A 21,616-nucleotide genomic window follows, 5' to 3' on the forward strand; every position below is an offset into this window, starting at 1 on the left:
CCTCAGCGCACCGTCGGGGATTCCTGGCCGTCAGTGGTGAAGGCCGCCGGAGCCGACGGCGGGCCGGGCCGGTGGACCTCCAGGCCCACCTGGGCGATACGGACGCCCAGTTGGGTACGGCTGGCCGCGCCCAGCGTCTCCGAGAGGCGGGCGATATGGGCGCGGCAGGTGCGGACGCTGATGCCGAGGCGTTCGGCGATCACCGCGTCCTGGTGCCCCTCCGCCAGCAGGGCCGCGATGGACTGCTCGCGGTGGGAGATGCCCTCGATGCCGGTGTCGGGGAGCGGGGCCGTCAGGGGGATCGCGAGGCGCCAGAGCCGTTCGAAGACCGTGACCAGGTATTCCACCAGCGCGGGATGGCGCAGCTCCAGGGCCATCGTGCGATCGGTGTTGGCGGGGATGAAGGCCACCGTGCGGTCGAAGAGGATCAGCCGGTCGATCACCTCGTCCAGGGTGCGGGCCTCCACCGTGTCGCCCATCAGCTCCAGGTAGTTGAGCAGGCCCTGGCCGTGGCGGGCCACGTGGGTGTAGAGGTCGCGCATGCGCACGCCCCGGCCGCGCAGGGCCAGGGCTCGGTGCAGGCCCTCCGTCAGTTCCGCCTCACGGCGGATGCCGCCGGGCTGCACGGTGAGCACCTCGGCCGTGCACGCCTCGGTCGCCTCGTCCATCGCGGCCTGGATCCGGGAGAGTCCGTCCAGGACGCGGATCGCGCTGCCCTCGGCGGGGCCCGTCAGGGCGTGCAGCTGGCGGCCCAGCCCGGCGTACCACTCGAACGCGGCCACCGCCGAGCCCATCCGGCGCTGGCTCGCGCTGACCTCGTCGTAGACCCCGCGCAGCAGCCGGGTCATGACCTCCTGCGGGGAGGTCGGCACCAGCCAGTCCATGTCGTCGGGGTCCGGGTGCAGCAGGGCCAGCTCCAGCAGGCAGGGCACCGTCTCGACGTCACCACGGGGCACCCGCCCGCGGCGTACAGCCCGGGAATACAACCGGTCGCCGGCCGCGCACAGTCGGTCGGCGCCGTGTGGATGCTCCTCCGCCCCGCGCCCGGCCATCGCCCATTTCACCCCCGGTGTGCTGCCACTTCCGCAGCGCAACTATGCGCGGCGCCGACCGGGTCCGCAACACGGCTCACCCCGACGGGGTTGCCACGAACGGCTGTTATGCCCGGATATCGACCGGGCTCCGGCTCTCGCCTGTGCAGGAAGATGAACGTCCGGAGGACGAACGGACGGGGCGGTGCCCGCTACTTCAGACCGATCGCCGTGCACGCCGCCTTGAACTTCACCGTGCAGATGTCGTCCACCGTGTAGATACCGTCCGCGACGACCGTGGACTTGATGTTGCTCTTGGTCAGCGCGATCGGCTGGATCAGCCTGGCCGGGATGTTCTTGGTGGTGGGGCTGTCGGCCTTGTCCTGGGTGAGGGCGTCGAACTGGATGTCCTTGCCCTGGACCTTGGCGACGGCCATCTGGGCCGCGGCCTGGGCCTCGTCCGGGTAGGACTTGTAGACGCTCATGTACTGCTCGCCCGCCACGACCCGCTGCACGCCCTCCAGCGAGGCGTCCTGGCCGGTGATCGGCGGCAGCTGGGTGACGCCGGCCGCCTCCAGGGCCTTGATGACGCCGCCGGCCATGTCGTCGTTGGCGGAGTAGACCCCGGCGATGTTGCTCTTGCCGATCTGGCCGATCGCCTTGGTCATGTTGGCCTCGGCGTTCTCCGGCTTCCAGTCGGTGGTGTCGTACGACGCCGCGATCGTCACCTTGCCGGTCAGCTCGGAGAGCGCGCCCTGCTTGAACTGCTTGGCGTTCGGGTCGGTGGGCGAGCCGTTCATCATGACGATCTTCTCGGAGGTGTCGGCGTGCGAGCCCAGCGCCTCCAGCAGGCTGCGGCCCTGCACCTCGCCGACCAGTTCGTTGTCGAAGGAGACGTACGCGTCGATCGGGCCCTCGGCGAGCCGGTCGTACGCGATGACGGGGATGCCCGCGTCCTTGGCCTTCTTCACCTCGGGAGCGATCGCGTGCGCGTCGACGGCGTCGAGCAGGATGACGTCGACCTTGTCGTCGATCATCGTCTGCAGCTGCTGGCCCTGCCGGGACGCGTCCGCGCCGGCGTTGGCGTACTCGACCTTGCCCTGCTTGTCGGTCAGCTCGGCGACCTGGGACTTGATGATGGGGTAGTCGAACTTGTCGTAGCGGGTGTTCGTCGTCTCCGGCAGCAGCAGGCCCACCGTCAGGTCGTTGCCCTTGCTCGGGCTCGCGCTCGCCCCGCTCCCCGTCGCGTTCAGCATGCCGCAGCCGGCAAGCGAGAGGGTCATCGTGGATGCGGCCACGGTTATGGCGATACGGCGCATGCGAGGGCTCACTTCGGGTGCGTTGCAGGTGTCTGAAAAGACAACGCGGAGGGCACACCCGGCGTCAAGAAGAACTACTTAACGAGTGCGCAACACCACGCTCCGCTGCACCTGTGAAGGAGGAGCGCAACCCTCTTCAAACACCCTTTACGGACTCTGCACCCAAGGGGAGTTCACGAGGAGGCAAAGAACGCGAAAGGGGCCGGGAGACGTCACCCGTCTCCCGGCCCCTGCGAACGCTCCGCTCAGTTTCGGCCAGTTCAGTCGTGCTGCTGGCGCTTCGGCCGCCACACCACCAGCGCGCTGGTCTGCTGCACCTCCTGGTACGGCACCAGGTCGCGGCGGTAGGAGGCGTGGACGGCGGCCTCGCGCTGTTGCATCGCGGCCGCCGCGCCGTCCAGGGCCGCCTCCAGCTCCGCGACGCGGGACTGGAGCGCGGCGACCTGGTTCTCCAGTTCGATGATGCGCTTGATTCCGGCCAGGTTGATGCCCTCGTCCTGCGACAACTGCTGGACGGTGCGCAGCAGTTCGATGTCGCGGGCCGAGTAGCGCCGGCCCCGGCCCGCGGTGCGGTCCGGGGAGACCAGGCCCAGGCGGTCGTACTGGCGCAGCGTCTGCGGGTGGAGTCCGGAGAGCTGGGCCGCCACCGAGATGACGTAGACCGGGGTCTCCTCGGTCAGTTCATACGGGTTACGTCGACGGCCGTCCATCTCTCTCAGTCTCCCTTCGCCGCCTCGAACAGCTCTGCCCGCGGATCCTCGCCCGCGGTCGCCTCGCGGTACGCCTCCAGCGCATCACGAGCCTTCCCCGACACGTCCTTCGGGACACGCACCTCGACGGTGACCAGCAGATCGCCGCGGGTGCCGTCCTTGCGGACCGCGCCCTTGCCGCGGGCACGCATCGTCCGGCCGTTGGGCGTGCCGGGCGGCAGCTTCAGGGTGACGGCCGGGCCGCCGAGGGTCGGCACCCGGACCTCGCCGCCGAGAGCGGCCTCGGCGAACGTGACCGGCACGGTGACCGTGAGGTTGTCGTCCTTACGGCCGAACACCGGGTGCTCGCCGACGTGCACGACCACGTACAGGTCGCCCGCCGGTCCGCCCCGCTCGCCGGGCGCGCCCTTGCCGCGCAGCCGGATCCGCTGCCCGTCGGTGACCCCCGCCGGGATGCGGACCTGCATCGTGCGCGAGGACTTCGCCCGCCCGCTGCCCTTGCACTCCGCACAGGGGTGCTCGGCGATCAGGCCGCGGCCCTTGCAGTCGGGGCAGGGGTCGGTGAGCGAGAAGCCGCCGCCCGAGCCCCGCGCGACCTGGCCGGTGCCGACGCAGGTCGGGCACACGCGCGGTGTGCCGTTCTTGTCGCCGGTGCCCGAACAGGCCTTGCAGGGCGCCTGGGAGGACATCCGCAGCGGCACCGTGGCGCCCTCGATGGCCTCCGTGAAGCTGAGCGTGACCTCGGTGTCGATGTCCTGGCCGCGGCGCGGCTGGGTGCGGGTCGCACCGGTGCCGCCGCGGTTGAACAGGCCCCCGAAGACGTCACCGAGCCCGCCGCCGAAGCCTCCGCCCTGGGTGGTGGTGTTGCCCGCGCCCCCGAAGAGGTCGCCCAGGTCGAAGTTGAAGGAGCCGCCGGCGCCCGGCCCGGGGCGGAAGCCGCCGTTGCCGAACAGGGCGCGCGCGTCGTCGTACTCCTTGCGCTTCTTGGGGTCGCCGAGCACGTCGTTCGCCTCGGAGATCTCCTTGAAGCGCTCCTCGGCCTTGGCGTTGCCCTTGTTGGCGTCCGGGTGGAACTCGCGGGCGAGCTTCCGGTACGCCTTCTTGATCTCGGCCTCGGTGGCGTCCTTGGGGACGCCGAGGACCTTGTAGAAGTCCTTCTCGATGAAGTCCTTGGTGCTCATCCCCGACGTCCCTCCTTCCTGTCTGCGGTGATTACGTCAGCCCTCCTCCGGGCCACCGTTCTCCTTGTCGTCGCCGGCACCGGCCTGCTTCGCCTCGGACGTGTCCTCGGCTCCGTCGGCCTTGACGGTCTGCGCACCGGGCTGCGGCTCGGCGACGGCCACCCGCGCGGGGCGGATGGTGCGCTCGCCGATGCGATACCCGGGCTGGAGAATCGCCACGCAGGTCGTCTCGGTGACGTCCGGCGCGTAGGAGTGCATCAGGGCCTCGTGGATCGTCGGGTCGAAGGGCTCGCCCTCCTTGCCGAACTGCTGGAGGCCCAGCTTGGCCGCCACGGTCTCCAGCGACTCGCCGACCGACTTGAAGCCGCCGACCAGTTCGCCGTGTTCCCGCGCGCGGCCGATGTCGTCGAGTACGGGCAGGAGCTCGGTCAGGAGGTTCGCGACGGCGATCTCCTTCACCGTGATCCGGTCCCGCTCGACCCGGCGGCGGTAGTTCTGGTACTCGGCCTGGAGGCGCTGGAGGTCCGCCGTGCGCTCGCCGAGCGCCGTGCGTACCTGGTCCAGCTGGGCCACCAGGCCCACGTCTGCGGTTCCGTCCCCGGCCGGGGCCGCCCCCTTCTCGGGGGCGGCCTTCGGCTCGGCGTCGTCGGGGGTCGCGCCGGAGGGGACGTCGGGCTTCTCCTCGAAGCCCGGGGTCTCCTCCGTCACGCGGCACCGTCCTTGCGCTCGTCGTCCACGATCTCGGCGTCGACGACATCGTCCTCGGCCTTGGCCTGCTGGGCACCCTCGGCACCCGCAGCACCCTGCGCGGCCTGGGCGTCGGCGTACATGGCCTGGCCCAGCTTCTGCGAGACGGCCGCGACCTTCTCGGTGGCCGTGCGGATCTCGGCGGTGTCCTCGCCCTTGAGCTTCTCCTTCAGCTCGGCGACGGCGGCCTCGACCTCGGTCTTGATCTCGCCCGGGACCTTGTCCTCGTTGTCCTTGAGGAACTTCTCCGTCTGGTAGACGAGCTGCTCGCCCTGGTTGCGGGACTCGGCGGCCTCGCGGCGGCGGTGGTCCTCCTCCGCGTACTGCTCGGCCTCCTGGCGCATCCGGTCGACCTCGTCCTTCGGCAGCGAGGAGCCGCCGGTGACGGTCATCTTCTGCTCCTTGCCCGTGCCCAGGTCCTTGGCGGTCACGTGCATGATGCCGTTGGCGTCGATGTCGAAGGAGACCTCGATCTGCGGGACGCCGCGCGGCGCCGGCGGCAGACCGGTCAGCTCGAACATGCCGAGCTTCTTGTTGTACGCCGCGATCTCGCGCTCGCCCTGGTAGACCTGGATCTGCACCGACGGCTGGTTGTCCTCGGCCGTCGTGAAGATCTCCGAACGCTTCGTCGGGATCGTGGTGTTGCGCTCGATCAGCTTGGTCATGATGCCGCCCTTGGTCTCGATGCCGAGGGACAGCGGGGTCACGTCGAGGAGCAGGACGTCCTTGACCTCACCCTTGAGGACACCGGCCTGGAGCGAGGCGCCGATGGCGACGACCTCGTCCGGGTTCACACCCTTGTTGGCCTCCTTGCCGCCGGTCAGCTCCTTGACGAGCTCGGCGACGGCGGGCATGCGGGTGGAGCCACCGACGAGGACGACGTGGTCGATCTCGTTGATGGAGATGCCGGCGTCCTTGATGACGTTGTGGAACGGCGTCTTGCAGCGCTCCAGCAGGTCGGCCGTCAGCTGCTGGAACTGGGCGCGGGTGAGCTTCTCGTCCAGGTGCAGCGGGCCCTCGGCGGACGCCGTGATGTAGGGCAGGTTGATCGAGGTCTCGGTGGACGAGGACAGCTCGATCTTGGCCTTCTCGGCGGCCTCGCGCAGCCGCTGGAGGGCCATCTTGTCCTTGGACAGGTCCACGCCGTGACCGGACTGGAACTGCTTGACCAGGTAGTCGACGACGCGCTGGTCCCAGTCGTCGCCACCGAGGTGGTTGTCGCCGTTGGTGGCCTTCACCTCGACGACGCCGTCGCCGATCTCCAGCAGGGACACGTCGAAGGTGCCGCCGCCGAGGTCGAAGACGAGGATCGTCTGGTCGTCCTTGTCGAGGCCGTACGCCAGCGCGGCGGCGGTCGGCTCGTTGACGATGCGCAGGACGTTCAGGCCCGCGATCTCGCCGGCCTCCTTGGTCGCCTGACGCTCCGAGTCGTTGAAGTACGCCGGGACGGTGATGACCGCGTCGGTCACCTTCTCGCCCAGGTAGGCCTCGGCGTCGCGCTTCAGCTTCTGCAGGATGAACGCGGAGATCTGCTGCGGGTTGAAGTCCTTCCCGTCCAGCCCGATCTTCCAGTCGGTGCCCATGTGGCGCTTCACCGAGCGGATGGTCCGGTCCACGTTCGTGACCGCCTGGCGCTTGGCGACCTCGCCGACGAGCACCTCACCGTTCTTGGCGAAGGCGACGACGGACGGCGTGGTCCTGGCGCCCTCGGCGTTGGTGATGACGGTGGGCTCGCCGCCCTCCAGAACGCTGACGACGGAGTTAGTCGTGCCCAGGTCGATGCCGACCGCACGTGCCATGGTTGATTCCTCCAGCTGACTTGAGTGGAACGGACTCAAGTGTGCACGACTCCCCGCGCCGGGTCAACAGACCTGAGTCGGCAGGGCTCAAGTCTTATCCGTTCCTTACACGCAACTGGCCGCTGACCTGCACAGTTTCCGTCCCTCGGGACCGCTGGACAGGGATACGAAGGAGTACACCGACGACGAGCAGCGCCCCTCCGGCCACCCACAGCGCGGCCTCCTTCCCCGTCCATCCGGTGTGCACGAGCACCCCCACGAGCACCGTGGAGAAGGAGCCGGCGCCCAGCAGCACGACGGAGCCCGCCGTGGTGAGCCCGAGCCGGCGCAGCCGGTGCGCGAGATGGTCGGGGCCGCGCCGCAGCAGCGGCCGCCGGGCCAGCAGCCGGGCGAACAGGACGAGCAGTGCGTCGGCTGCGGCGACGGCACCGAAGCACGCCGCCACGGCCGAGCTGGCCGAGAGGCCGTAGCCCGCGCGCGTGAGGACGAGCGACGACGCCAGCAGGAAGCCGGTGAACAGCGCGCCGCAGGAGCCGAGCCCGATCCGCGCGGGCGGCCAGTTGTGCATCAGGAAGCCGGTCAGGGCGGCGGCGAACACGCTCAGCAGCGCGGCGAGCCCGTCCAGCACCTCGGCGGCGGCGCAGGCCCCGGCGCCGAACGCGGTGATGACCCCGACGGTCCCCGCCAGCCCGTCCACGTGGTCGAGGCCCTTGAAGGCGAGGGAGGCGACGACGATCCAGGCGATGCCGAGGAGCCCGCCCGCCACGCCCGTCTCCTCGTACGGCACGACACAGGCCGCCGCCACGGCCGTACCGGCGACGAGCACGCGCGCGCGCAGCCGCCACACGTCGGCGACCAGGCCGAGCGCGGCGAGCGCGGCGGCGGCGACCAGCAGCCGGCCGACCCCGTTCCCGAGCGGAGCGATCCGGGTCGACTCCCCGACCCAGGCGACGAGACACGTGACGGTCACCACGGCGAGGCCGCCGAGCAGCGGCATACGGCGCTGCATGCGACGGTCGACAATGCCCGCCCGCAGTGCAACCCCCCGCAGCAGCGCCGTGAGCACGGCGGTGAGCAGGAGGGCGGCGGTGGCGGCGGCGATCCCGTAGAGCACTGCACCACGGTAGGGGCGAAAGTATCAAATCGGTATGAATAACACGATCCGATTGCGGCTCGGCGACCCAGATCACCCCGTGCTCTACTGCATCCCGGCGGAAGATGGAGGTAGTCTCGGACGGACTCCATAAGTTACCGCTTAGTAATGTTGCCCAGCTGACTCAGGCCGCCTCAGGAGCCCCAATGCAACTCGCCGCGATCATCGTGTCGCTGGTCCTGATCGTGGTCGGCGTGGCACTGTTCGGCCGCGCCCTCCTCCAGATCTACAACTTCATGCGGCTCGGCCAGTCGGTACCGGCCGGGACGCGGACCGACGACCCCGCCCAGCGCACCCTCACCGTGGCCAGGGAGTTCGTCGGCCACACCCGGATGAACCGCTGGGGCGTCATCGGTGTGGCGCACTGGTTCGTGGCGGTCGGCTTCTACACGCTGCTGCTGACGATCGTCAACGCCATCGGCCAGCTCTTCAAGGCCGACTGGATCCTGCCGGTCATCGGCGACTGGGCGCCGTACAACGTCTTCGTCGAGTTCGTCGGCACGACGACGATCCTCGGCATCGCGATCCTGGTCGTGGTCCGCCAGCTGAGCAAGGCGAACAAGCCGGGCCGCAAGTCCCGCTTCGCCGGCTCCAACGCCGGCCAGGCCTACTTCGTCGAGACCGTCATCCTCATCGTCGGCGTCTGCATCTTCATGCTGCACGCCCTCGAAGGCGCCCAGCACCACGTCGACGGCTACGAGGCCTCCTTCTTCATCTCGTACCCGGTCGTGGCGTGGCTGAAGGGCATGGACGTCTCCACGCTCCAGAACCTCACCTACTTCTTCGCCGGCCTGAAGATCGCGACCTCCTTCATCTGGATGATCGTGGTCGCGCTGAAGACCGACATGGGTGTGGCCTGGCACCGCTTCCTGGCCTTCCCGAACATCTGGTTCAAGCGCAACGCGACCGGTGAGACCTCGCTCGGCGCCCTGCTCCCGATGACCTCCGGCGGCAAGCCGATCGACTTCGAGGACCCGGGCGAGGACGACGTCTTCGGCGTCTCCCAGGTCGAGCAGTTCTCCTGGAAGGGCCTGCTCGACTTCTCCACCTGCACCGAGTGCGGCCGCTGCCAGTCGCAGTGCCCCGCCTGGAACACCGGCAAGCCGCTCTCCCCGAAGCTGCTGATCATGTCCCTGCGGGACCACGCCCACGCCAAGGCGCCGTACCTGCTGGCCGGCGGCGGCAAGAGCGCGGAGGGCGAGGAGAAGGCGTCCGAGGAGCAGCTGAAGGACGTTCCCGCCGCCGCGCTGGCCGAGGCCGAGCGCCCGCTGATCGGCACCGCCGAGGAGAACGGCGTCATCGACCCGGACGTCCTGTGGTCCTGCACCACCTGCGGCGCCTGCGTCGAGCAGTGCCCCGTCGACATCGAGCACATCGACCACATCGTCGACATGCGCCGCTACCAGGTCATGATCGAGTCCGCGTTCCCGTCCGAGGCGGGCACGATGCTCAAGAACCTGGAGAAGAAGGGCAACCCCTGGGGCCTGGCGAAGAAGCAGCGCCTGGAGTGGACCAAGGAGGTCGACTTCGAGATCCCGGTCGTCGGCAAGGACATCGAGGACCTCACCGAGGTCGAGTACCTGTACTGGGTCGGCTGCGCCGGCGCCCTGGAGGACCGCGCGAAGAAGACCACCAAGGCCTTCGCCGAGCTGCTGCACATCGCGGGCGTGAAGTTCGCGATCATGGGCGGCGACGAGAAGTGCACCGGTGACTCCGCCCGCCGCCTCGGCAACGAGCCCCTCTTCCAGGAGCTCGGCATGGAGAACGTGATGGCCCTCAACACCGCGTTCGGCGAGGAGCTGGACGACGACGGCAAGGTCACCGCCGAGTCCCGCAAGCCGAAGTCGGCCAAGAAGATCGTCGCCACCTGCCCGCACTGCCTGAACACCATCGGCAACGAGTACCCGCAGCTCGGCGGCGACTACGAGGTCATCCACCACACCCAGCTGCTCCAGCACCTGGTCGACGAGGGCAAGCTCGTCCCCGTCACCCCGGTCGAGGGCATCATCACCTACCACGACCCCTGCTACCTGGGCCGCCACAACAAGATCTACACGCCCCCGCGCGAGATCATCGGCAAGGTCCCGGGCCTGCGCAACGAGGAGATGCACCGCCACAAGGAGCGCGGCTTCTGCTGCGGCGCCGGTGGCGCCCGGATGTGGATGGAGGAGCGCATCGGCAAGCGCATCAACAACGAGCGCGTCGACGAGGCCCTCTCCCTCAACCCGGACATCGTCTCCACCGCCTGCCCGTTCTGCCTCGTCATGCTGACCGACTCGGTCAACGGCAAGAAGAACGAGGGCAAGGCCAAGGAGTCCATCCAGGTCGTGGACGTCGCCCAGCTCCTCCTCGACTCCGTCAGGACGCCGGTCGACCCGGCGGGCGAGACGGCCAGCGAGAACGAGCCGGAGCCCGAGCCGGTCAAGTGACAGCGGCTCGCTGACGTACGGCGCCCCCTGCCCGCACCGGCAGGGGGCGCTCTGTCTCACGCGCGCGGTGTGCCGTTCAGATACGCCAGGACGGCCAGCACCCGGCGGTTGGTCACGTCCGAGGCGGTGATGCCGAGCTTGGCGAAGATGCTCGCCGAGTGCTTGCCGACGGCGCTCTCGCTGACGAACAGCCGGGCGGCGACGGCCGCGTTGGAGTACCCCTCGGCCATCAGCGCCAGCACCTCCCGCTCGCGCGGGGTGAGCGTGGCGAGCGGATCGTCACGGCGCCGGCCGCCCAGCAGCTTGGACACGACCTCCGGGTCCATCGCCGTACCGCCGTCCGCCACGCGTCGTACGGCGTCCACGAACTCGGCGGCGCCGAGCACCCGGTCCTTGAGCAGATAGCCGACCCCGCCGGTGCCGTCCGCCAGCAACTCGCGCGCGTACAACTGCTCCACGTGCTGCGACAGCACGAGGACGGGCAGCCCCGGGCGGCTGCGCCGGGCCTCCAGCGCGGCCTGCAGCCCCTCGTCGGTGAAGGTGGGCGGCAGGCGTACGTCCACCACCGCGACGTCCAGCTCCTCCTCGGCCAGCGCCCGCCGCAGCTCCGGGCCGCTGGCCACGGCGGCGGCGACGGTGAACCCATGGGCCGTCAGAAGGGTGCAGAGCCCTTCCCTCAGGAGGAAGAGGTCTTCCGCGAGGACAACACGCACGGCAGCTCCATCGTCACCAGAGTGGGCCCTCCGTCCGGGCTGTCGATGCCGAGCGTACCGTCGAAGGCCGACAACCGGCGGCGGATGCCCCGCAGTCCGCTGCCGCCCGCCCCGAGCACCGGCCCGTCCTCCTCGCGCGCGCCCCCGCTCCCGTCGTCCCACACCGTGCAGCGCAACACCTCGCCGGTGTGGGCGAGTTCCACGCGCGCGTGCGTCGCGTCGCCGTGCCGGGCGGCATTGGTGAGCAGTTCGGCGACGGCGAAGTACAGCGCCGCCTCGATCGGCCCCTCCGGGCGGCCCGGCAGCCCGTCGGCGTCCACCTCGGCCGCCAGCGGGGCGTCCAGGGCGAGCGCCCGCAGCGCGTCGACCAGCCCGCGCTCGGCCAGCACCGGCGGGTGGATGCCCCGTACCAGCGCGCGGAGTTCTGTGAGGGCGCGCGCCGAACTCTCGCGCGTCTGCCGCACCAGCTCGCGCGCCCGCTCCGGATCGGTCTCCATCAGCGTCTCCAGCGCGCCGAGGGCAAGGCCCATGGCGACCAGCCGGGCCTGCGCGCCGTCGTGCAGGTCCCGCTCGATACGGCGCAGTTCGGCCTCCCGGCTGTCCACGGCGGCGAGCCGGGTCTCCGTCAGCTCCGCGACCCGCTCCGCCAGCCGGCGCCGTTCCGCCTCGGCGGCGACCTCGGCGGCGACGGAGGGGGCCGGGCCGAGCAGCACGGGCAGCCAGCGGTCCGCGTGCAGCCGGGAGGCCGGACCGGACAGCCGCAGTGCCGCGTAGTACAGCAGCAGGCCACCGGGGATCCCCACGGCCGGCCGGCTGGGCACGGGCCCGTCGAACAGGCCGCGATGGCTGTCGAAGAGCGCGGCGATGCCCGGGGCGAGCAGGCCGAACAGCCCGTACCAGGCCATCGCGGAGGGCACGAGCAGCAGCACCAGCGCGACCCAGGGCTCCAGCGCGACGAAGAGCAGGTCGCGGCGGTTCGCCGGGTCCTCGTGCGGCGGACGGTCGGGGAGATAGGGGCTCGGTATCGCCGTGCCGTCCCGACGTCCGGGCAGCCAGCGGTGGTTGACCCGGCGGTAGTTGGCGGCGAGCTTGCGCACGGCGCGCAGCGGCCCGCGCTCCGGGTCACCGCCGCCGAGGAACCGCACCGGCAGGGCGACGCAGGACACCGCGAGGGCCGCCAGGCCGCACCAGCCGATCGTCCAGCAGTACCCGAGCTCCCGGTGACGTCCGCCGAGGCGGCGCAGAGCGACGGCACCGACGCGTCCGGCGGGGGTGGTCATGGGCCCAGTGTGGCGCACCCGGCGGCCGGACGGGGTGTGGGCGGAGACAGCGGGGGGTGGGTCTGGCCCCACCCCCGTCCGGCAGCCGGGCACAAGGTCCGCGCGCCCCCTGCTCCGTAGCGTCGAAGACACCGGAAACGCGAACGAGGAACGTGCAGGAGAGGGGAAGGGCATGAGCGCGACGGACACGAACGCGGCGGCGACGGCGGTGAACGAGCACGCGGGTTCCACGGGGGCGGGGTCACCGAACAGGCTGCTGGTGCAGGGCCTGCTGCTGAACGTCGCCGCGCCGCTCGCCCTGTTCTACGGCCTGCGCGCGGCCGGCGTCGGCCTGTGGTGGGCGGTGGTGGCGAGCGCCGTACCGCCCACGGCGGAGGCGCTGCTGACGGTGGTGCGCGAGCGGCGCGTGGGGATGCTGGGCATCCTGGTGCTCAGCATGGTGGGCCTGGGCGCGGCGCTGTCGGCGGTGACGGGAAGCCCGCGGTTCATGTTCGCGAAGGACGGCTGGATGACGGGCGTCGTCGGGCTGGTGTTCCTGGGCACGCTGCTGCGCGGGCAGCCGGTCATCTTCCGGCTCCTGTCGTCGGTCGCCCGCGGCGACCGGCGCGCCGGGCTGGAGCGCAACTGGCGGACGTCACCGACCTTCCGCCGTCTGATGCGGCTGCTGACGGCGGTCTGGGGCGTGGGCCTGCTGATGGACTCCGTCGTCCGGGTGGCGCTCGCCTACACCCTGCCGATCGACTCGGTGATGCTGGTCACCACGCTCCAGTACGTGGCGCTGTTCGTGGGCCTGGAGGTCTTCAGCAGGCGCTACGGCCGCGCACCGGCCCGCATCGCCGCCATCCGCGACGAGGCCGCCGCGACGGCAGCGGCGTGAGCGACATGACAGACGTGAGCGACAACCGACGGGAGAGGTCCGCGGACATGGCACAGGTGGTGGTGGTCACCGGGGCGGCGAGCGGGATCGGCGCGGCGGTCGCCCGGCACTTCGGCGGGCTGGGCGCGCACGTGGTCGTCGCGGACGTCGACGAGGCGGGCGGCACGGCCGTGGCGCGGGAGGTGGACGGCCTGTTCGTCCGCACCGACGTCACGCGGGAGGCCGACAACCTCGCACTGATCACCACCGCCGTGGCGGCCTACGGCGGGCTGGACGTGGTGCACCTGAACGCCGGGATCGGCGACGGCGGCGGATTCGGCGAGGACGACTACGACAGTGCGCGCCAGCACCGCGTCCTGGCGGTCAACCTGCACGGGGTGATGTACGGCCTGCACGCCGCGCTGCCCGCGCTGGCCGCGCACGGCGGGGGCTCGCTGCTGGTGACCTCCAGCATGGCCGGCGTCGGCGCGGCCCCCTTCGACCCGGTCTACGCGGCGGCCAAGTACGGCGTGCTCGGACTGGTGCGCTCGCTCGCCCCGGCCTGGCAGGACAAGGGCGTGCGGATCAACGCGATCTGCCCGGGCATCGTCCGCACACCGATCCTGCGTCCCGAGGCCGTCGAGTACATCACCGCCCAGGGTCTCGCCCTGGCCGAGCCCGCCGAGATCGCGGCGTCGGTCGCCGGGATCACGGCGGGCGAGGAGACGGGACGGGCCTACGTCCTGCAAGCGGGCCGCTCCCCCGAGCCGGTGCCCTTCCCGGAACTGGAGCTGGCCCGGGCCGACGCCTGACCCGGGCGCTTACGGCTGGTCGCCTCCGGCTAGGCCTGCTTGGGCCCCGCCTGCTGCACCACCTCGAAGGACCACAGGGTGGAACCGGAAGCAGCCGGCCGGGGCCGCTCGGCGCCCTCGCCGCCCTGGTGCGCGGCCTTCATCGGCCCCTCCATCCAGGCCTGGAACGACTCCTCGTCCCGCCAGCGCGTGTACACGAGGTAAGTGTCGGTGCCCTCGACGGGCCGCAGCAGCTCGAACCACTCGAAGCCGTCGGAGTTCTCCACCGCGTGGGCACGCGAGGCGAACCGCTTCTCCAGCACCTCCCGCTGCTCGGCGGGCACGGTCAGGACGTTGATCTTCACTACGCTCATGGCACCATCCTGGCCCAGTCCGCCCCGCCCGGCCCGGCCGGGGCTCCCTTCCCGGCCTCCGCGGCGCCCGCTCCGCCCCCGCCGGCACACCTCTCGCGGTCCCGGGGCCGGGCAAAACCGGGGGAACCCCTGAGGGACCCCGGGGCCGCGCCGCTGACGGCCCCTTAGGGGATGTCACAGGTCGGCCGCAAAGGCGGGCCCGGACACCCGGGCCGGGCACGTCACTCTCCGGGACCAGGTACGTTCGATGACGTGGCTGGATTCAGGATCGGACGCGGGGGCCGGGACAACCGCACCCCCCAAGGACAGCAGGTACCGCAGGCACCGCAGGGGGCGCCGCACGGCCGCCCGGGACCGCGGTACGGGCAGCCGTCGGGGCCGTCGTACGGCTACCCGTCGGCGCCGCAGCCGCCGTACCCGCAGGCGCAGCAGCAGTACGGCCGCCCGGGCCCGTCCTACGGTTACCCCGGCCCGGGCGAGGACGGCCCGGAGTACTTCGGCGACGGCGGCTACCAGAACGCGCCCGGCGCCGGGCACGGAGCACCGCACGACCCGTACGCGGCCAACAGCCCGGGCCACACCCAGGCGTTCTCGGTCGACGAGGCCGCCGGCTACACCCAGGGCTCGACCTACCAGGCCGGCTCGACCGCCGCGCCCGCCGCCCCGCTCGGCCCGCCCCTGCACTGGAAGGAACTGCTGAAGGGGATCATCACCTCCCCCAACCAGACCTTCCTGCGCATGCGGGACTACACGATGTGGGCGCCCGCGCTCATCACGACGTTCCTCTACGGCCTGCTCGCCGTCTTCGGCTTCGACACCGCCCGCAAGGACGCGATCAGCTCCCCGTTCTCCACCACGGTGCCGATCGTCCTGATCACGGCGGTCGTGATGGTGCTGGGTCTGTTCGTCCTGGGCGTGGTCACCCACACCCTGGCCCGCCAGCTCGGCGGCGACGGGGCCTGGCAGCCGACGGTCGGCCTGTCCATGCTGATCACGGCCCTCACGGACGCGCCCCGCCTGATCGTGGCCATGTTCTTCGGCGGCGACGCGAGCTTCGTCCAGCTCCTCGGCTGGGCCACCTGGATCGGCGCGGGCGCCCTGCTGACCCTGATGGTCTCCCGCTCCCACGACCTGCCCTGGCCGAAGGCACTGGGCGCGTCGGCGATCCAGCTGATCGCCCTGCTGTCGATCGTGAAGCTCGGCACGTTCTAGTCCTCGCGCGCATGAGACGCGCATGAGAAAGGGCCCCGGCGTCATGGCCGGGGCCCTTTCCCCTGCTCCTGGTACCGCGCGGGCTCAGGCGTCGAGCACCTGCCCGGCCCGCTTCACGACGGGCGGCAGGACACTCCACGGGAAGTTGATCCAGTCATCGGTCCGCTTCCAGACGTACTCGCACTTCACGAGGGAGTGGGACTTCTCATAGATCACCGCGGAGCGCACCTCGGCGACGGTGTCGAGGCAGAAGTCGCGCACGAGCTTCAGCGTCTTGCCGGTGTCCGCGACGTCGTCGGTGATCAGCACCTTCTTGTCGGAGAAGTCGATCACGTTGGGGACGGGCGCGAGCATGACGGGCATTTCCAGGGTGGTGCCCACCCCGGTGTAGAACTCCACGTTCACGAGGTGGATGTTCTTGCAGTCCAGCGCGTAGGCCAGCCCACCGGCGACGAACACCCCGCCCCGGGCGATGCTGAGCACGACGTCGGGCTCGTACCCGTCGTCGGCGATGGTCTGCGCCAGCTCGCGCACGGCGTCGCCGAAGGCCTCGTACGTCAGGTTCTCCCGCACGCCCTGGGTCTCACTCATGCTTCTGCTGCCCTCACACCTGGGTCCGATGGAAATTGACGTAGGACCGCGAGGCGGTCGGCCCGCGCTGCCCCTGGTAGCGGGAGCCGTAGCGCTCGCTGCCGTACGGGAACTCGGCGGGCGAGGTCAGTCGGAACATGCACAGCTGGCCGATCTTCATCCCCGGCCAGAGCTTGATCGGCAGCGTGGCGAGGTTGGAGAGTTCGAGCGTGACGTGACCGCTGAAGCCGGGGTCGATGAACCCGGCGGTGGAGTGCGTGACCAGCCCGAGTCGCCCCAGCGAGGACTTCCCCTCAAGCCGCGACGCGAGATCGTCGGGCAGCGAGATGACCTCGTACGTCGAGGCCAGCACGAACTCCCCGGGGTGCAGGATGAACGGCTCGTCGCCCTCCGGCTCGACCAGCCGGGTCAGGTCGGGCTGCTCGACGGAGGGGTCGATGTGCGGGTACCGGTGGTTCTCGAACACCCGGAAGTACCGGTCCAGCCGCACGTCAACGCTCGACGGCTGCACCATGGATTGGTCGTAGGGATCGATCCGTACCCGCCCGGCGTCGATCTCGGCCCGGATGTCCTTGTCTGAGAGAAGCACGTAGCGAGGATACGCAAGGCGCGCGGAGCCGTGACAATCGTGACGACTCCGCGCGCCAGGGTTACTGCCCGCGCCGCCTCCGCGACGGCGCCCTGCCTCTTCTTTCGCTTCCCCTCGCTACCGCTGCTTCTCCAGAGCGACCGGCACCACACTGCGGAGCCGGCTGCACCGGGGACACCTCACGAGCCGACCGGGGCCGAGCCGCTCGGCCTGCTGCATCGGGAACGAAGCGGCGCTGAAGACGTGCCCGTCCGCACAGCGGACGACGGTGCGTTCCATCAAGTCCCTTAAGTCCCTTCCCCAAGAGCCTCGTCGGGCGTGACCGCCCCGACGACGAAAGGCACATTACGGGATCAAAGAGACGACTCTCCAGGCGGCACTCCGGCCCCGCCCTGGCCCTCCTCCAGGCCTCCACGGTACGCCCCAACTCCGGTCGCCCGCAGCCGGATCCCACCCCTGAAACAGACTCAGACCCCTGGGCCCGGGCACCAGGGGTCTGCGATGTTGTAGAGTGAGCACCGTCCGGACCTCGACTCCCCGAGCCGACCCGTCCGTACTTACGCGGGTGTAGTTTAATGGTAGAACATCAGCTTCCCAAGCTGAGAGCGCGAGTTCGATTCTCGTCACCCGCTCCACGCAAAACCCCCAGGTCAGAGACCCGGGGGTTCTTTGTTGTCTAGACCGGTGGGCGGGGGTTGCACCACTAGCGCACCATTAGCCCGCCGATGACTCCGGCTTGTGGTGCAGACCGTTGCTCTTGTGGTGCTTCGCACGTTCGGCGCGGACCATGTCGTCCAGGCCGGCGGCGACCTCACGCTGACGCTCGTCGTCGGAGTGCTGGTAGATCATCGCGGCTTTCTCGGAGGACTGGCCCGCGCGGACCATCGTGTCTTTCAGGGTGGCGCCCGATCGAGTCGAGAGCGTATGTCCGGTGTGACGAAGGTCGTAGAACCGGAAGCCGTCCGGCAGGCCGACGGCTAGACGCGCCCGCCGCCACTTCCGTCCGAAGGAGGTACGGCGGAAGGGCGCCCCCTGCTCACCGACGAACAGAAGGCCGTCGGGTCCCTTCTCAGCGAACCAGTCGAGGTGCCGCCTCACGTCCTTGTGGAGGAAGGCCGGGAGGACGACGGTACGCACGCCTGCATCGGACTTGGTCTCGCCAGGAGCCCGCTTGCCGTTGGTGCGTTCCGGCTCGGCGACGCGGACGCGCATCACCAGATTGTCGAGGTCGACATCCCGACGGCGGAGGCCCGCCAGTTCCTCCGGGCGCATCGGGCCGTACGCACCGAGGTAGACCATGAGCCGCCAGCGGATCCCGATCGCATCGGCGAGCGCATCGACCTGGGCGACGGTGGCGATACGGCGTTCGGTAGCCGACTCCTTGCCCGCGCCCTTGATCCGGCACGGGTTGCGGCTGATCAACTCGTCATCGACGGCCGTCTCCATGACGGCCTTGAGGAGCCGGTACGCCTTGGCGACGGTCGTCTTAGCCTTCGTGGTGCGGAGTCGCTCGGCACGCCATTCACGGACGCGGGGAGCAGTGATCTCGTCCAGGTCGAAGGCGCCGAGGGTCGGGAAGATATACAGGCGGAGGAGGTCTTCGTACAGGTCGACCGTACGGACGGACAACTCCCGCTCCTCGACCCACTTTTCGGCGTACACGCGAAAGTTGACGGCGCCCGCGTCGGGGGCGCGCCAGTCCCCACGAGTGAGATCCGCTTCGACCTGGGACAGCCAGATCTCGGCATCCTTCTTCGTCTCGAAAGTCTCGTCCGCGCGGATGCGTTCACCTTCGGGGCCGAGGTACGAAGCCGTCCAGCGGCCGGAGCGGTACTGCCGGACCGCACCGAAGCGGCGGCGGTTGCCCTTCTTGTTGGCCATCAGGCAGCCCTCCGCAATCCGGTGCGGTGGCGGACTCTGATCGGCTCGACAGTGCGAGCCTGGATGTACTCCTCGAAGGCGCTCTCCGGGATGCGCACGTGCCGGCCGACCTTCACGTACCGGATGCGCCGCTCCTCGATCAGCCGTCGAGGAAAGCGTGCGGTCGTGCCGAGCAGCTCGGCGACCTGGCCCACGGACAGGTAGCGGTCGGTCACTTGGTCGGTTCTCCTTCCGTTCCAGGGGCGGGTTCGAGAGATGCGGCGAGCCAGGCTTCGGCATCAGAGAGGCCGGTACCGGCGAAGACCCAGTGAGCGAGGACGTGCGTCGTCTCGGTCTCCGCTCCGTTGGCTGCTGCGGCTTGTGCTCGGCGCCATTCGGCACGGGCGTCGCGGAGGGCGCCGAGGGTGGTGGAGTAGCAGCGGGACTTGGTGGAGAAGTGGCCGCGGAATCCGAGCATGTGGGCCCAGGCGCGCAGGCGGAGGTGTTCCAGGTCCTTGCGGGCGCCGAGGGTCCAGGCGGTTCGGATGAGGCGGCGGGAATGGTCGCTGATGTCGAACTGGGCGAGTTCGGCCACGAACTTCAGCGGGCGATCGAGAGCGCCCGTCGCGGTCTCGGCACCCTTGGTGGCGTACTTGGCGACGTACGCCGCTACGGCTCGCTCGGTCAGCTCCTGGCCGTCGTTGAAGTCGGCCGACCGGATGGTGCGGACGTCGAGTTGGCGGCCGAAGGCGAAGGTGTGGGGTCGGCTGTCGATCACCGGGCCCTCGACGTGAACCTTGACGGCAGCGGCCTTGATGGCGTCGGTGAGCAGTCCAACAGTCGCCCAGGCCGGGGGCGGGGTCTCTCCGCCCCCAGGGCCGTCGATGCGGATGACCGCGTGGAAGTGAACCGCACCACGCTTCTGGTACTCAGCGACCTTCGCGAAGGAGACGCGGGCGTGTTGGCGGAAGCGGCGTTGTGACAGGCCCACACGCTTGGCGACCTCGCGGCGCAGGTAGATGGAGAAACGGCGCCAGAGCTGCCCGGCGTGAGCGTTCCACAGGACGGCTGCTTCGTAGTCGTACGTGTCTGGGTTGAGCGGGGTGCCAAGGACGTCGTCGTCTTGGTCGTGGCGGGTGCCGCAGCGGCAGGGGCGCCCGTCGGTGCGGCGGTTGTGGACCGGGCCGAAGCCGGGTGCGGTGAAGGTGGCAAAGACGCGTGGATGGGCGCCGACGCGTTCGGGGGTGCCCTTCCCACCGCGCAGTCCGGCGGTGATCAGGTGGAAGGTGTCGCGTCGGTAGACCTCTGCGCAGGCCGGGCAGCGGGTGGTGCGGCGGTTGTTGCAGCGGACGAGGAGTTGGCCGGCCGGGAGGGCGGTCGAGTCGAGGTGGTGCAGGACGCGGCCGATCTCACCGGTTGTGGTGTCGACGTCGTACTCGGTGCGGTGGCCGTCGAGGCGGATCGGGTTGGTGCAGCCGCCGAGCCCGGAGAGCTGCCGGAGGATGCCGGGCAGGGTGCCGTGTTCGGCCAGCCTTGCGAGTTCCGGGAGCGGGGGCGGCGTGGTGCGGGTGAAGATGGCGGTCTCCTTCTGACTGACTGGTTCGGTCGGGAGAGACGGACCCCGGGGCGGCGGATGCTTGGCGGTATCGGGCCGCCCCGGGTGTCGGGCGCTGTTCTTCAGCGCCGGTACTGCTCGCGGAGCAGAGAGCGCAGGACCACGGCGGCGACGGCTACCGAGATGGCCGTAACGGCGACGGCAGCCAGGAGCGCGGTGAGGACGACCCCGCCGACGATCACGGTCGCGATCGTCTTGTTGTCGATGGACACAGATGGGAGCGAGCGCCGGACGGGCGCCGGTTCGGCCGGGGTGTGGGTGTGCGCGGGCGGCGGAGTCGGGCTGTCGGGGTATTTGGGCAGGAACACGGGCTCTCCTTATCTACTCGTCTAGGTATGTGAGCCGTTTATGACGGTCACGCCGGAGCGCGTACCGGACTCGATGGCCGGGCCCATGAAGGTGTGCGAGAGCCAGAAGCCGAAGAGGGCGATCAGGACGACGATCCACGGGCGGACGCCGAGGAACTTGACCGCTCCCCAGGCGAAGAGACCGAGGACGAAGACCAGCGGCAGGCTGACGGTCACGGTGGGCAGTGTCCTTTCAGCGGATGGGACAGCGGTGCGTGCGGGCGGCCAACTCGGCGGCGGCGCGGCTGTCGTAGTCGGCGGAGAATCCGCAGCGCGGGGCGGTGCAGGCGGCCGTGTGCTTCTCGCGGCCCCGGTTGTCGTAGGAAGTGGCGACTTGGACGGGGCCGATGCGGGTGACATCGCGGAAGCGGCGGTTCGCGGTCATGCGGGTTCTCCTCTCAGAGGCGCGCGGCGATGGCTTCGGCGATGGGGGCCGGGACGCCGAGGCGGGCGCGGAGGGTCGGAGTGTCGATGGGGGCACCGGTGCGGGTCTGGTGGTCGGCGGCGACCTTGCGGGCGTGCTCGACCAGGGCGGCCGGGACGGGTACGGGCAGGGGTTCGGGCGGGGTCTCGACGGCGGGCTCCACAGCCGGTTCGTGTGCGGATTCGCGCTCGTCCTCCTGGTCCTCGATGTCGGCGTGCTTCTGTGGTGCCGAGTGTGCGAGGAGGGTCCCACCGAGAAAGGCGATCGCAGGCCAGCCAGCGACGAGGATGCGCAGCCAGGCCGGGACGTGGCCGAGGTCGAGGAGGCCAGCGGTGGCGACGTTGGCCCCGAGGGATGCCGTGAGCGCGATGACGAACCAGCACCAGGCCGCTGCTTTGGTCGTGCCTGAGCGCAGTCGGCGCCAAGCGGCTACGAGTAGCAGGTCGACGGAGACGGGGTAGGCCCAGGCTTTCCAGCCGTCTTGTCCGGCCGCCATGGCGACGTCGTGGAGGTGGGCGAAGGACAGCGCGGCGGCGATGAGCGCCTGGACGAGCACCGCGTCGACACGTGCCAGGCGGGCACGCATGATGTGGCT

The 21,616-nt window shown here is 70.3% G+C and carries 24 protein-coding genes and 1 tRNA gene; 5 read left to right on the plus strand and 20 right to left on the minus strand.

Annotation, left to right across the window (positions count from 1 at the left end):
* Window positions 1–2 precede the first annotated feature (2 nt).
* From BIV25_RS27870 to BIV25_RS27900, 7 genes are all read right to left on the minus strand, one after another.
* A complete protein-coding gene (locus BIV25_RS27870) occupies window positions 3–1,052 on the minus strand; it encodes a LuxR C-terminal-related transcriptional regulator (RefSeq protein WP_071375201.1) in 1,050 nt (349 codons plus the stop codon).
* 191 nt (window positions 1,053–1,243) lie between these two features.
* Complete coding sequence (locus BIV25_RS27875) at window positions 1,244–2,350, minus strand: sugar ABC transporter substrate-binding protein (protein ID WP_071375202.1); 1,107 nt, start codon at window positions 2,348–2,350, stop codon at window positions 1,244–1,246.
* A gap of 260 nt (window positions 2,351–2,610) precedes the next feature.
* A complete protein-coding gene (locus BIV25_RS27880) occupies window positions 2,611–3,060 on the minus strand; it encodes a heat shock protein transcriptional repressor HspR (protein WP_071375203.1) in 450 nt (149 codons plus the stop codon).
* Window positions 3,061–3,065: 5 nt separating this feature from the next.
* Complete coding sequence (gene dnaJ, locus BIV25_RS27885; RefSeq protein WP_071375204.1) at window positions 3,066–4,241, minus strand: molecular chaperone DnaJ; 1,176 nt, start codon at window positions 4,239–4,241, stop codon at window positions 3,066–3,068.
* Window positions 4,242–4,277: 36 nt separating this feature from the next.
* Window positions 4,278–4,949 carry a nucleotide exchange factor GrpE gene (grpE, locus tag BIV25_RS27890; protein WP_071375205.1) on the minus strand — a complete coding sequence of 224 codons (672 nt, stop codon included), beginning with the start codon at window positions 4,947–4,949 and terminating at the stop codon, window positions 4,278–4,280.
* On the minus strand, window positions 4,946–6,787 hold the full coding sequence (gene dnaK, locus BIV25_RS27895) for a molecular chaperone DnaK (RefSeq protein WP_071375206.1): 1,842 nt from the start codon (window positions 6,785–6,787) through the stop codon (window positions 4,946–4,948). The genes grpE and dnaK overlap by 4 nt, the downstream gene beginning before the upstream one ends.
* Window positions 6,788–6,881: 94 nt before the next feature.
* A complete protein-coding gene (locus tag BIV25_RS27900; protein ID WP_071375207.1) occupies window positions 6,882–7,901 on the minus strand; it encodes an undecaprenyl-phosphate alpha-N-acetylglucosaminyl 1-phosphate transferase in 1,020 nt (339 codons plus the stop codon).
* A 185-nt stretch (window positions 7,902–8,086) separates the two neighbouring features.
* Between BIV25_RS27900 and BIV25_RS27905 the strand changes: the two genes are divergently transcribed.
* The gene (locus tag BIV25_RS27905; RefSeq protein ID WP_071375208.1) at window positions 8,087–10,369 is read left to right on the plus strand and encodes a (Fe-S)-binding protein; all 2,283 of its coding nucleotides are present in this window, start codon (window positions 8,087–8,089) and stop codon (window positions 10,367–10,369) included.
* A gap of 56 nt (window positions 10,370–10,425) precedes the next feature.
* Here the strand turns inward: BIV25_RS27905 and BIV25_RS27910 are convergent, their stop codons facing one another.
* Complete coding sequence (locus BIV25_RS27910) at window positions 10,426–11,082, minus strand: response regulator transcription factor (RefSeq protein ID WP_071375209.1); 657 nt, start codon at window positions 11,080–11,082, stop codon at window positions 10,426–10,428.
* The gene (locus BIV25_RS27915; RefSeq protein WP_071375210.1) at window positions 11,046–12,362 is read right to left on the minus strand and encodes a sensor histidine kinase; all 1,317 of its coding nucleotides are present in this window, start codon (window positions 12,360–12,362) and stop codon (window positions 11,046–11,048) included. Before BIV25_RS27915 ends, BIV25_RS27910 begins: the two co-directional genes overlap by 37 nt.
* A 172-nt stretch (window positions 12,363–12,534) precedes the next feature.
* On the opposite strand from BIV25_RS27915, the gene BIV25_RS27920 reads away from it, so the two are divergent.
* Window positions 12,535–13,239: a VC0807 family protein gene (locus tag BIV25_RS27920; RefSeq protein WP_071375211.1), complete on the plus strand. Its 705-nt coding sequence runs from the start codon at window positions 12,535–12,537 to the stop codon at window positions 13,237–13,239.
* A 47-nt stretch (window positions 13,240–13,286) separates the two neighbouring features.
* On the plus strand, window positions 13,287–14,030 hold the full coding sequence (locus tag BIV25_RS27925) for an SDR family NAD(P)-dependent oxidoreductase (protein WP_107486358.1): 744 nt from the start codon (window positions 13,287–13,289) through the stop codon (window positions 14,028–14,030).
* A gap of 29 nt (window positions 14,031–14,059) precedes the next feature.
* Here BIV25_RS27925 and BIV25_RS27930 read toward each other — a convergent pair whose 3' ends face one another.
* A complete protein-coding gene (locus BIV25_RS27930) occupies window positions 14,060–14,383 on the minus strand; it encodes an antibiotic biosynthesis monooxygenase (RefSeq protein ID WP_071375212.1) in 324 nt (107 codons plus the stop codon).
* A 171-nt stretch (window positions 14,384–14,554) separates the two neighbouring features.
* Here BIV25_RS27930 and BIV25_RS27935 point away from each other — a divergent pair, with 171 nt between their 5' ends.
* Window positions 14,555–15,595, plus strand: a complete 1,041-nt coding sequence (locus BIV25_RS27935; RefSeq protein WP_107486359.1) for a Yip1 family protein — start codon at window positions 14,555–14,557, stop codon at window positions 15,593–15,595.
* Between the two features lie 84 nt (window positions 15,596–15,679).
* Here BIV25_RS27935 and BIV25_RS27940 read toward each other — a convergent pair whose 3' ends face one another.
* The 3 genes from BIV25_RS27940 to BIV25_RS51335 all read right to left on the minus strand — a co-directional run bounded on the left by BIV25_RS27940 (window position 15,680) and on the right by BIV25_RS51335 (window position 17,054).
* Window positions 15,680–16,186 (minus strand): phosphoribosyltransferase, encoded by a 507-nt coding sequence (locus tag BIV25_RS27940; RefSeq protein WP_071375214.1) that lies wholly within the window; start codon window positions 16,184–16,186, stop codon window positions 15,680–15,682.
* Between the two features lie 13 nt (window positions 16,187–16,199).
* Complete coding sequence (dcd, locus tag BIV25_RS27945) at window positions 16,200–16,775, minus strand: dCTP deaminase (protein WP_071375215.1); 576 nt, start codon at window positions 16,773–16,775, stop codon at window positions 16,200–16,202.
* Between the two features lie 117 nt (window positions 16,776–16,892).
* Window positions 16,893–17,054, minus strand: coding sequence for a hypothetical protein (locus tag BIV25_RS51335; RefSeq protein WP_177235437.1), 162 nt, complete (start codon window positions 17,052–17,054; stop codon window positions 16,893–16,895).
* Between the two features lie 282 nt (window positions 17,055–17,336).
* Between BIV25_RS51335 and BIV25_RS27950 the strand changes: the two genes are divergently transcribed.
* Window positions 17,337–17,410 (plus strand) — tRNA-Gly (locus BIV25_RS27950).
* A gap of 79 nt (window positions 17,411–17,489) precedes the next feature.
* Here BIV25_RS27950 and BIV25_RS27955 read toward each other — a convergent pair.
* The 7 genes from BIV25_RS27955 to BIV25_RS27985 form a co-directional block, all read right to left on the minus strand.
* On the minus strand, window positions 17,490–18,656 hold the full coding sequence (locus BIV25_RS27955) for a tyrosine-type recombinase/integrase (RefSeq protein WP_071375216.1): 1,167 nt from the start codon (window positions 18,654–18,656) through the stop codon (window positions 17,490–17,492).
* Window positions 18,656–18,871, minus strand: a complete 216-nt coding sequence (locus BIV25_RS27960) for an excisionase family DNA-binding protein (protein WP_071375217.1) — start codon at window positions 18,869–18,871, stop codon at window positions 18,656–18,658. The genes BIV25_RS27955 and BIV25_RS27960 overlap by 1 nt, the downstream gene beginning before the upstream one ends.
* Window positions 18,868–20,166 carry a replication initiator gene (locus BIV25_RS27965; protein WP_079176930.1) on the minus strand — a complete coding sequence of 433 codons (1,299 nt, stop codon included), beginning with the start codon at window positions 20,164–20,166 and terminating at the stop codon, window positions 18,868–18,870. Before BIV25_RS27965 ends, BIV25_RS27960 begins: the two co-directional genes overlap by 4 nt.
* A gap of 146 nt (window positions 20,167–20,312) precedes the next feature.
* Window positions 20,313–20,558, minus strand: a complete 246-nt coding sequence (locus BIV25_RS27970) for a SpdD protein (protein WP_071375219.1) — start codon at window positions 20,556–20,558, stop codon at window positions 20,313–20,315.
* A gap of 21 nt (window positions 20,559–20,579) precedes the next feature.
* Window positions 20,580–20,774 (minus strand): hypothetical protein, encoded by a 195-nt coding sequence (locus tag BIV25_RS27975; RefSeq protein ID WP_071375220.1) that lies wholly within the window; start codon window positions 20,772–20,774, stop codon window positions 20,580–20,582.
* Window positions 20,775–20,790: 16 nt separating this feature from the next.
* Window positions 20,791–20,982 (minus strand): mobile element transfer protein, encoded by a 192-nt coding sequence (locus BIV25_RS27980; protein WP_071375221.1) that lies wholly within the window; start codon window positions 20,980–20,982, stop codon window positions 20,791–20,793.
* A gap of 13 nt (window positions 20,983–20,995) precedes the next feature.
* Window positions 20,996–21,607, minus strand: a complete 612-nt coding sequence (locus BIV25_RS27985; protein ID WP_071375222.1) for a DUF2637 domain-containing protein — start codon at window positions 21,605–21,607, stop codon at window positions 20,996–20,998.
* Window positions 21,608–21,616 lie beyond the last annotated feature (9 nt).

Origin of the sequence: Streptomyces sp. MUSC 14 (assembly GCF_001866675.1) — a bacterium.
Lineage (GTDB): Bacteria > Actinomycetota > Actinomycetes > Streptomycetales > Streptomycetaceae > Streptomyces.

Bases quoted from the DNA above. Each gene is read 5' to 3' on its own strand.
- BIV25_RS27870 (WP_071375201.1), bottom strand. From the start codon at position 1,052: ATGGCCGGGCGCGGGGCGGAGGAGCATCCACACGGCGCCGACCGACTG.
- BIV25_RS27875 (WP_071375202.1), bottom strand. From the start codon at position 2,350: ATGCGCCGTATCGCCATAACCGTGGCCGCATCCACGATGACCCTCTCG.
- BIV25_RS27880 (WP_071375203.1), bottom strand. From the start codon at position 3,060: ATGGACGGCCGTCGACGTAACCCGTATGAACTGACCGAGGAGACCCCG.
- dnaJ (WP_071375204.1), bottom strand. From the start codon at position 4,241: ATGAGCACCAAGGACTTCATCGAGAAGGACTTCTACAAGGTCCTCGGC.
- dnaK (WP_071375206.1), bottom strand. From the start codon at position 6,787: ATGGCACGTGCGGTCGGCATCGACCTGGGCACGACTAACTCCGTCGTC.
- BIV25_RS27905 (WP_071375208.1), top strand. From the start codon at position 8,087: ATGCAACTCGCCGCGATCATCGTGTCGCTGGTCCTGATCGTGGTCGGC.
- BIV25_RS27915 (WP_071375210.1), bottom strand. From the start codon at position 12,362: ATGACCACCCCCGCCGGACGCGTCGGTGCCGTCGCTCTGCGCCGCCTC.
- BIV25_RS27920 (WP_071375211.1), top strand. From the start codon at position 12,535: ATGAGCGCGACGGACACGAACGCGGCGGCGACGGCGGTGAACGAGCAC.
- BIV25_RS27925 (WP_107486358.1), top strand. From the start codon at position 13,287: ATGGCACAGGTGGTGGTGGTCACCGGGGCGGCGAGCGGGATCGGCGCG.
- BIV25_RS27930 (WP_071375212.1), bottom strand. From the start codon at position 14,383: ATGAGCGTAGTGAAGATCAACGTCCTGACCGTGCCCGCCGAGCAGCGG.
- BIV25_RS27935 (WP_107486359.1), top strand. From the start codon at position 14,555: ATGTCACAGGTCGGCCGCAAAGGCGGGCCCGGACACCCGGGCCGGGCA.
- BIV25_RS27940 (WP_071375214.1), bottom strand. From the start codon at position 16,186: ATGAGTGAGACCCAGGGCGTGCGGGAGAACCTGACGTACGAGGCCTTC.
- BIV25_RS51335 (WP_177235437.1), bottom strand. From the start codon at position 17,054: ATGGAACGCACCGTCGTCCGCTGTGCGGACGGGCACGTCTTCAGCGCC.
- BIV25_RS27955 (WP_071375216.1), bottom strand. From the start codon at position 18,656: ATGGCCAACAAGAAGGGCAACCGCCGCCGCTTCGGTGCGGTCCGGCAG.
- BIV25_RS27980 (WP_071375221.1), bottom strand. From the start codon at position 20,982: ATGACCGCGAACCGCCGCTTCCGCGATGTCACCCGCATCGGCCCCGTC.
- BIV25_RS27985 (WP_071375222.1), bottom strand. From the start codon at position 21,607: ATGCGTGCCCGCCTGGCACGTGTCGACGCGGTGCTCGTCCAGGCGCTC.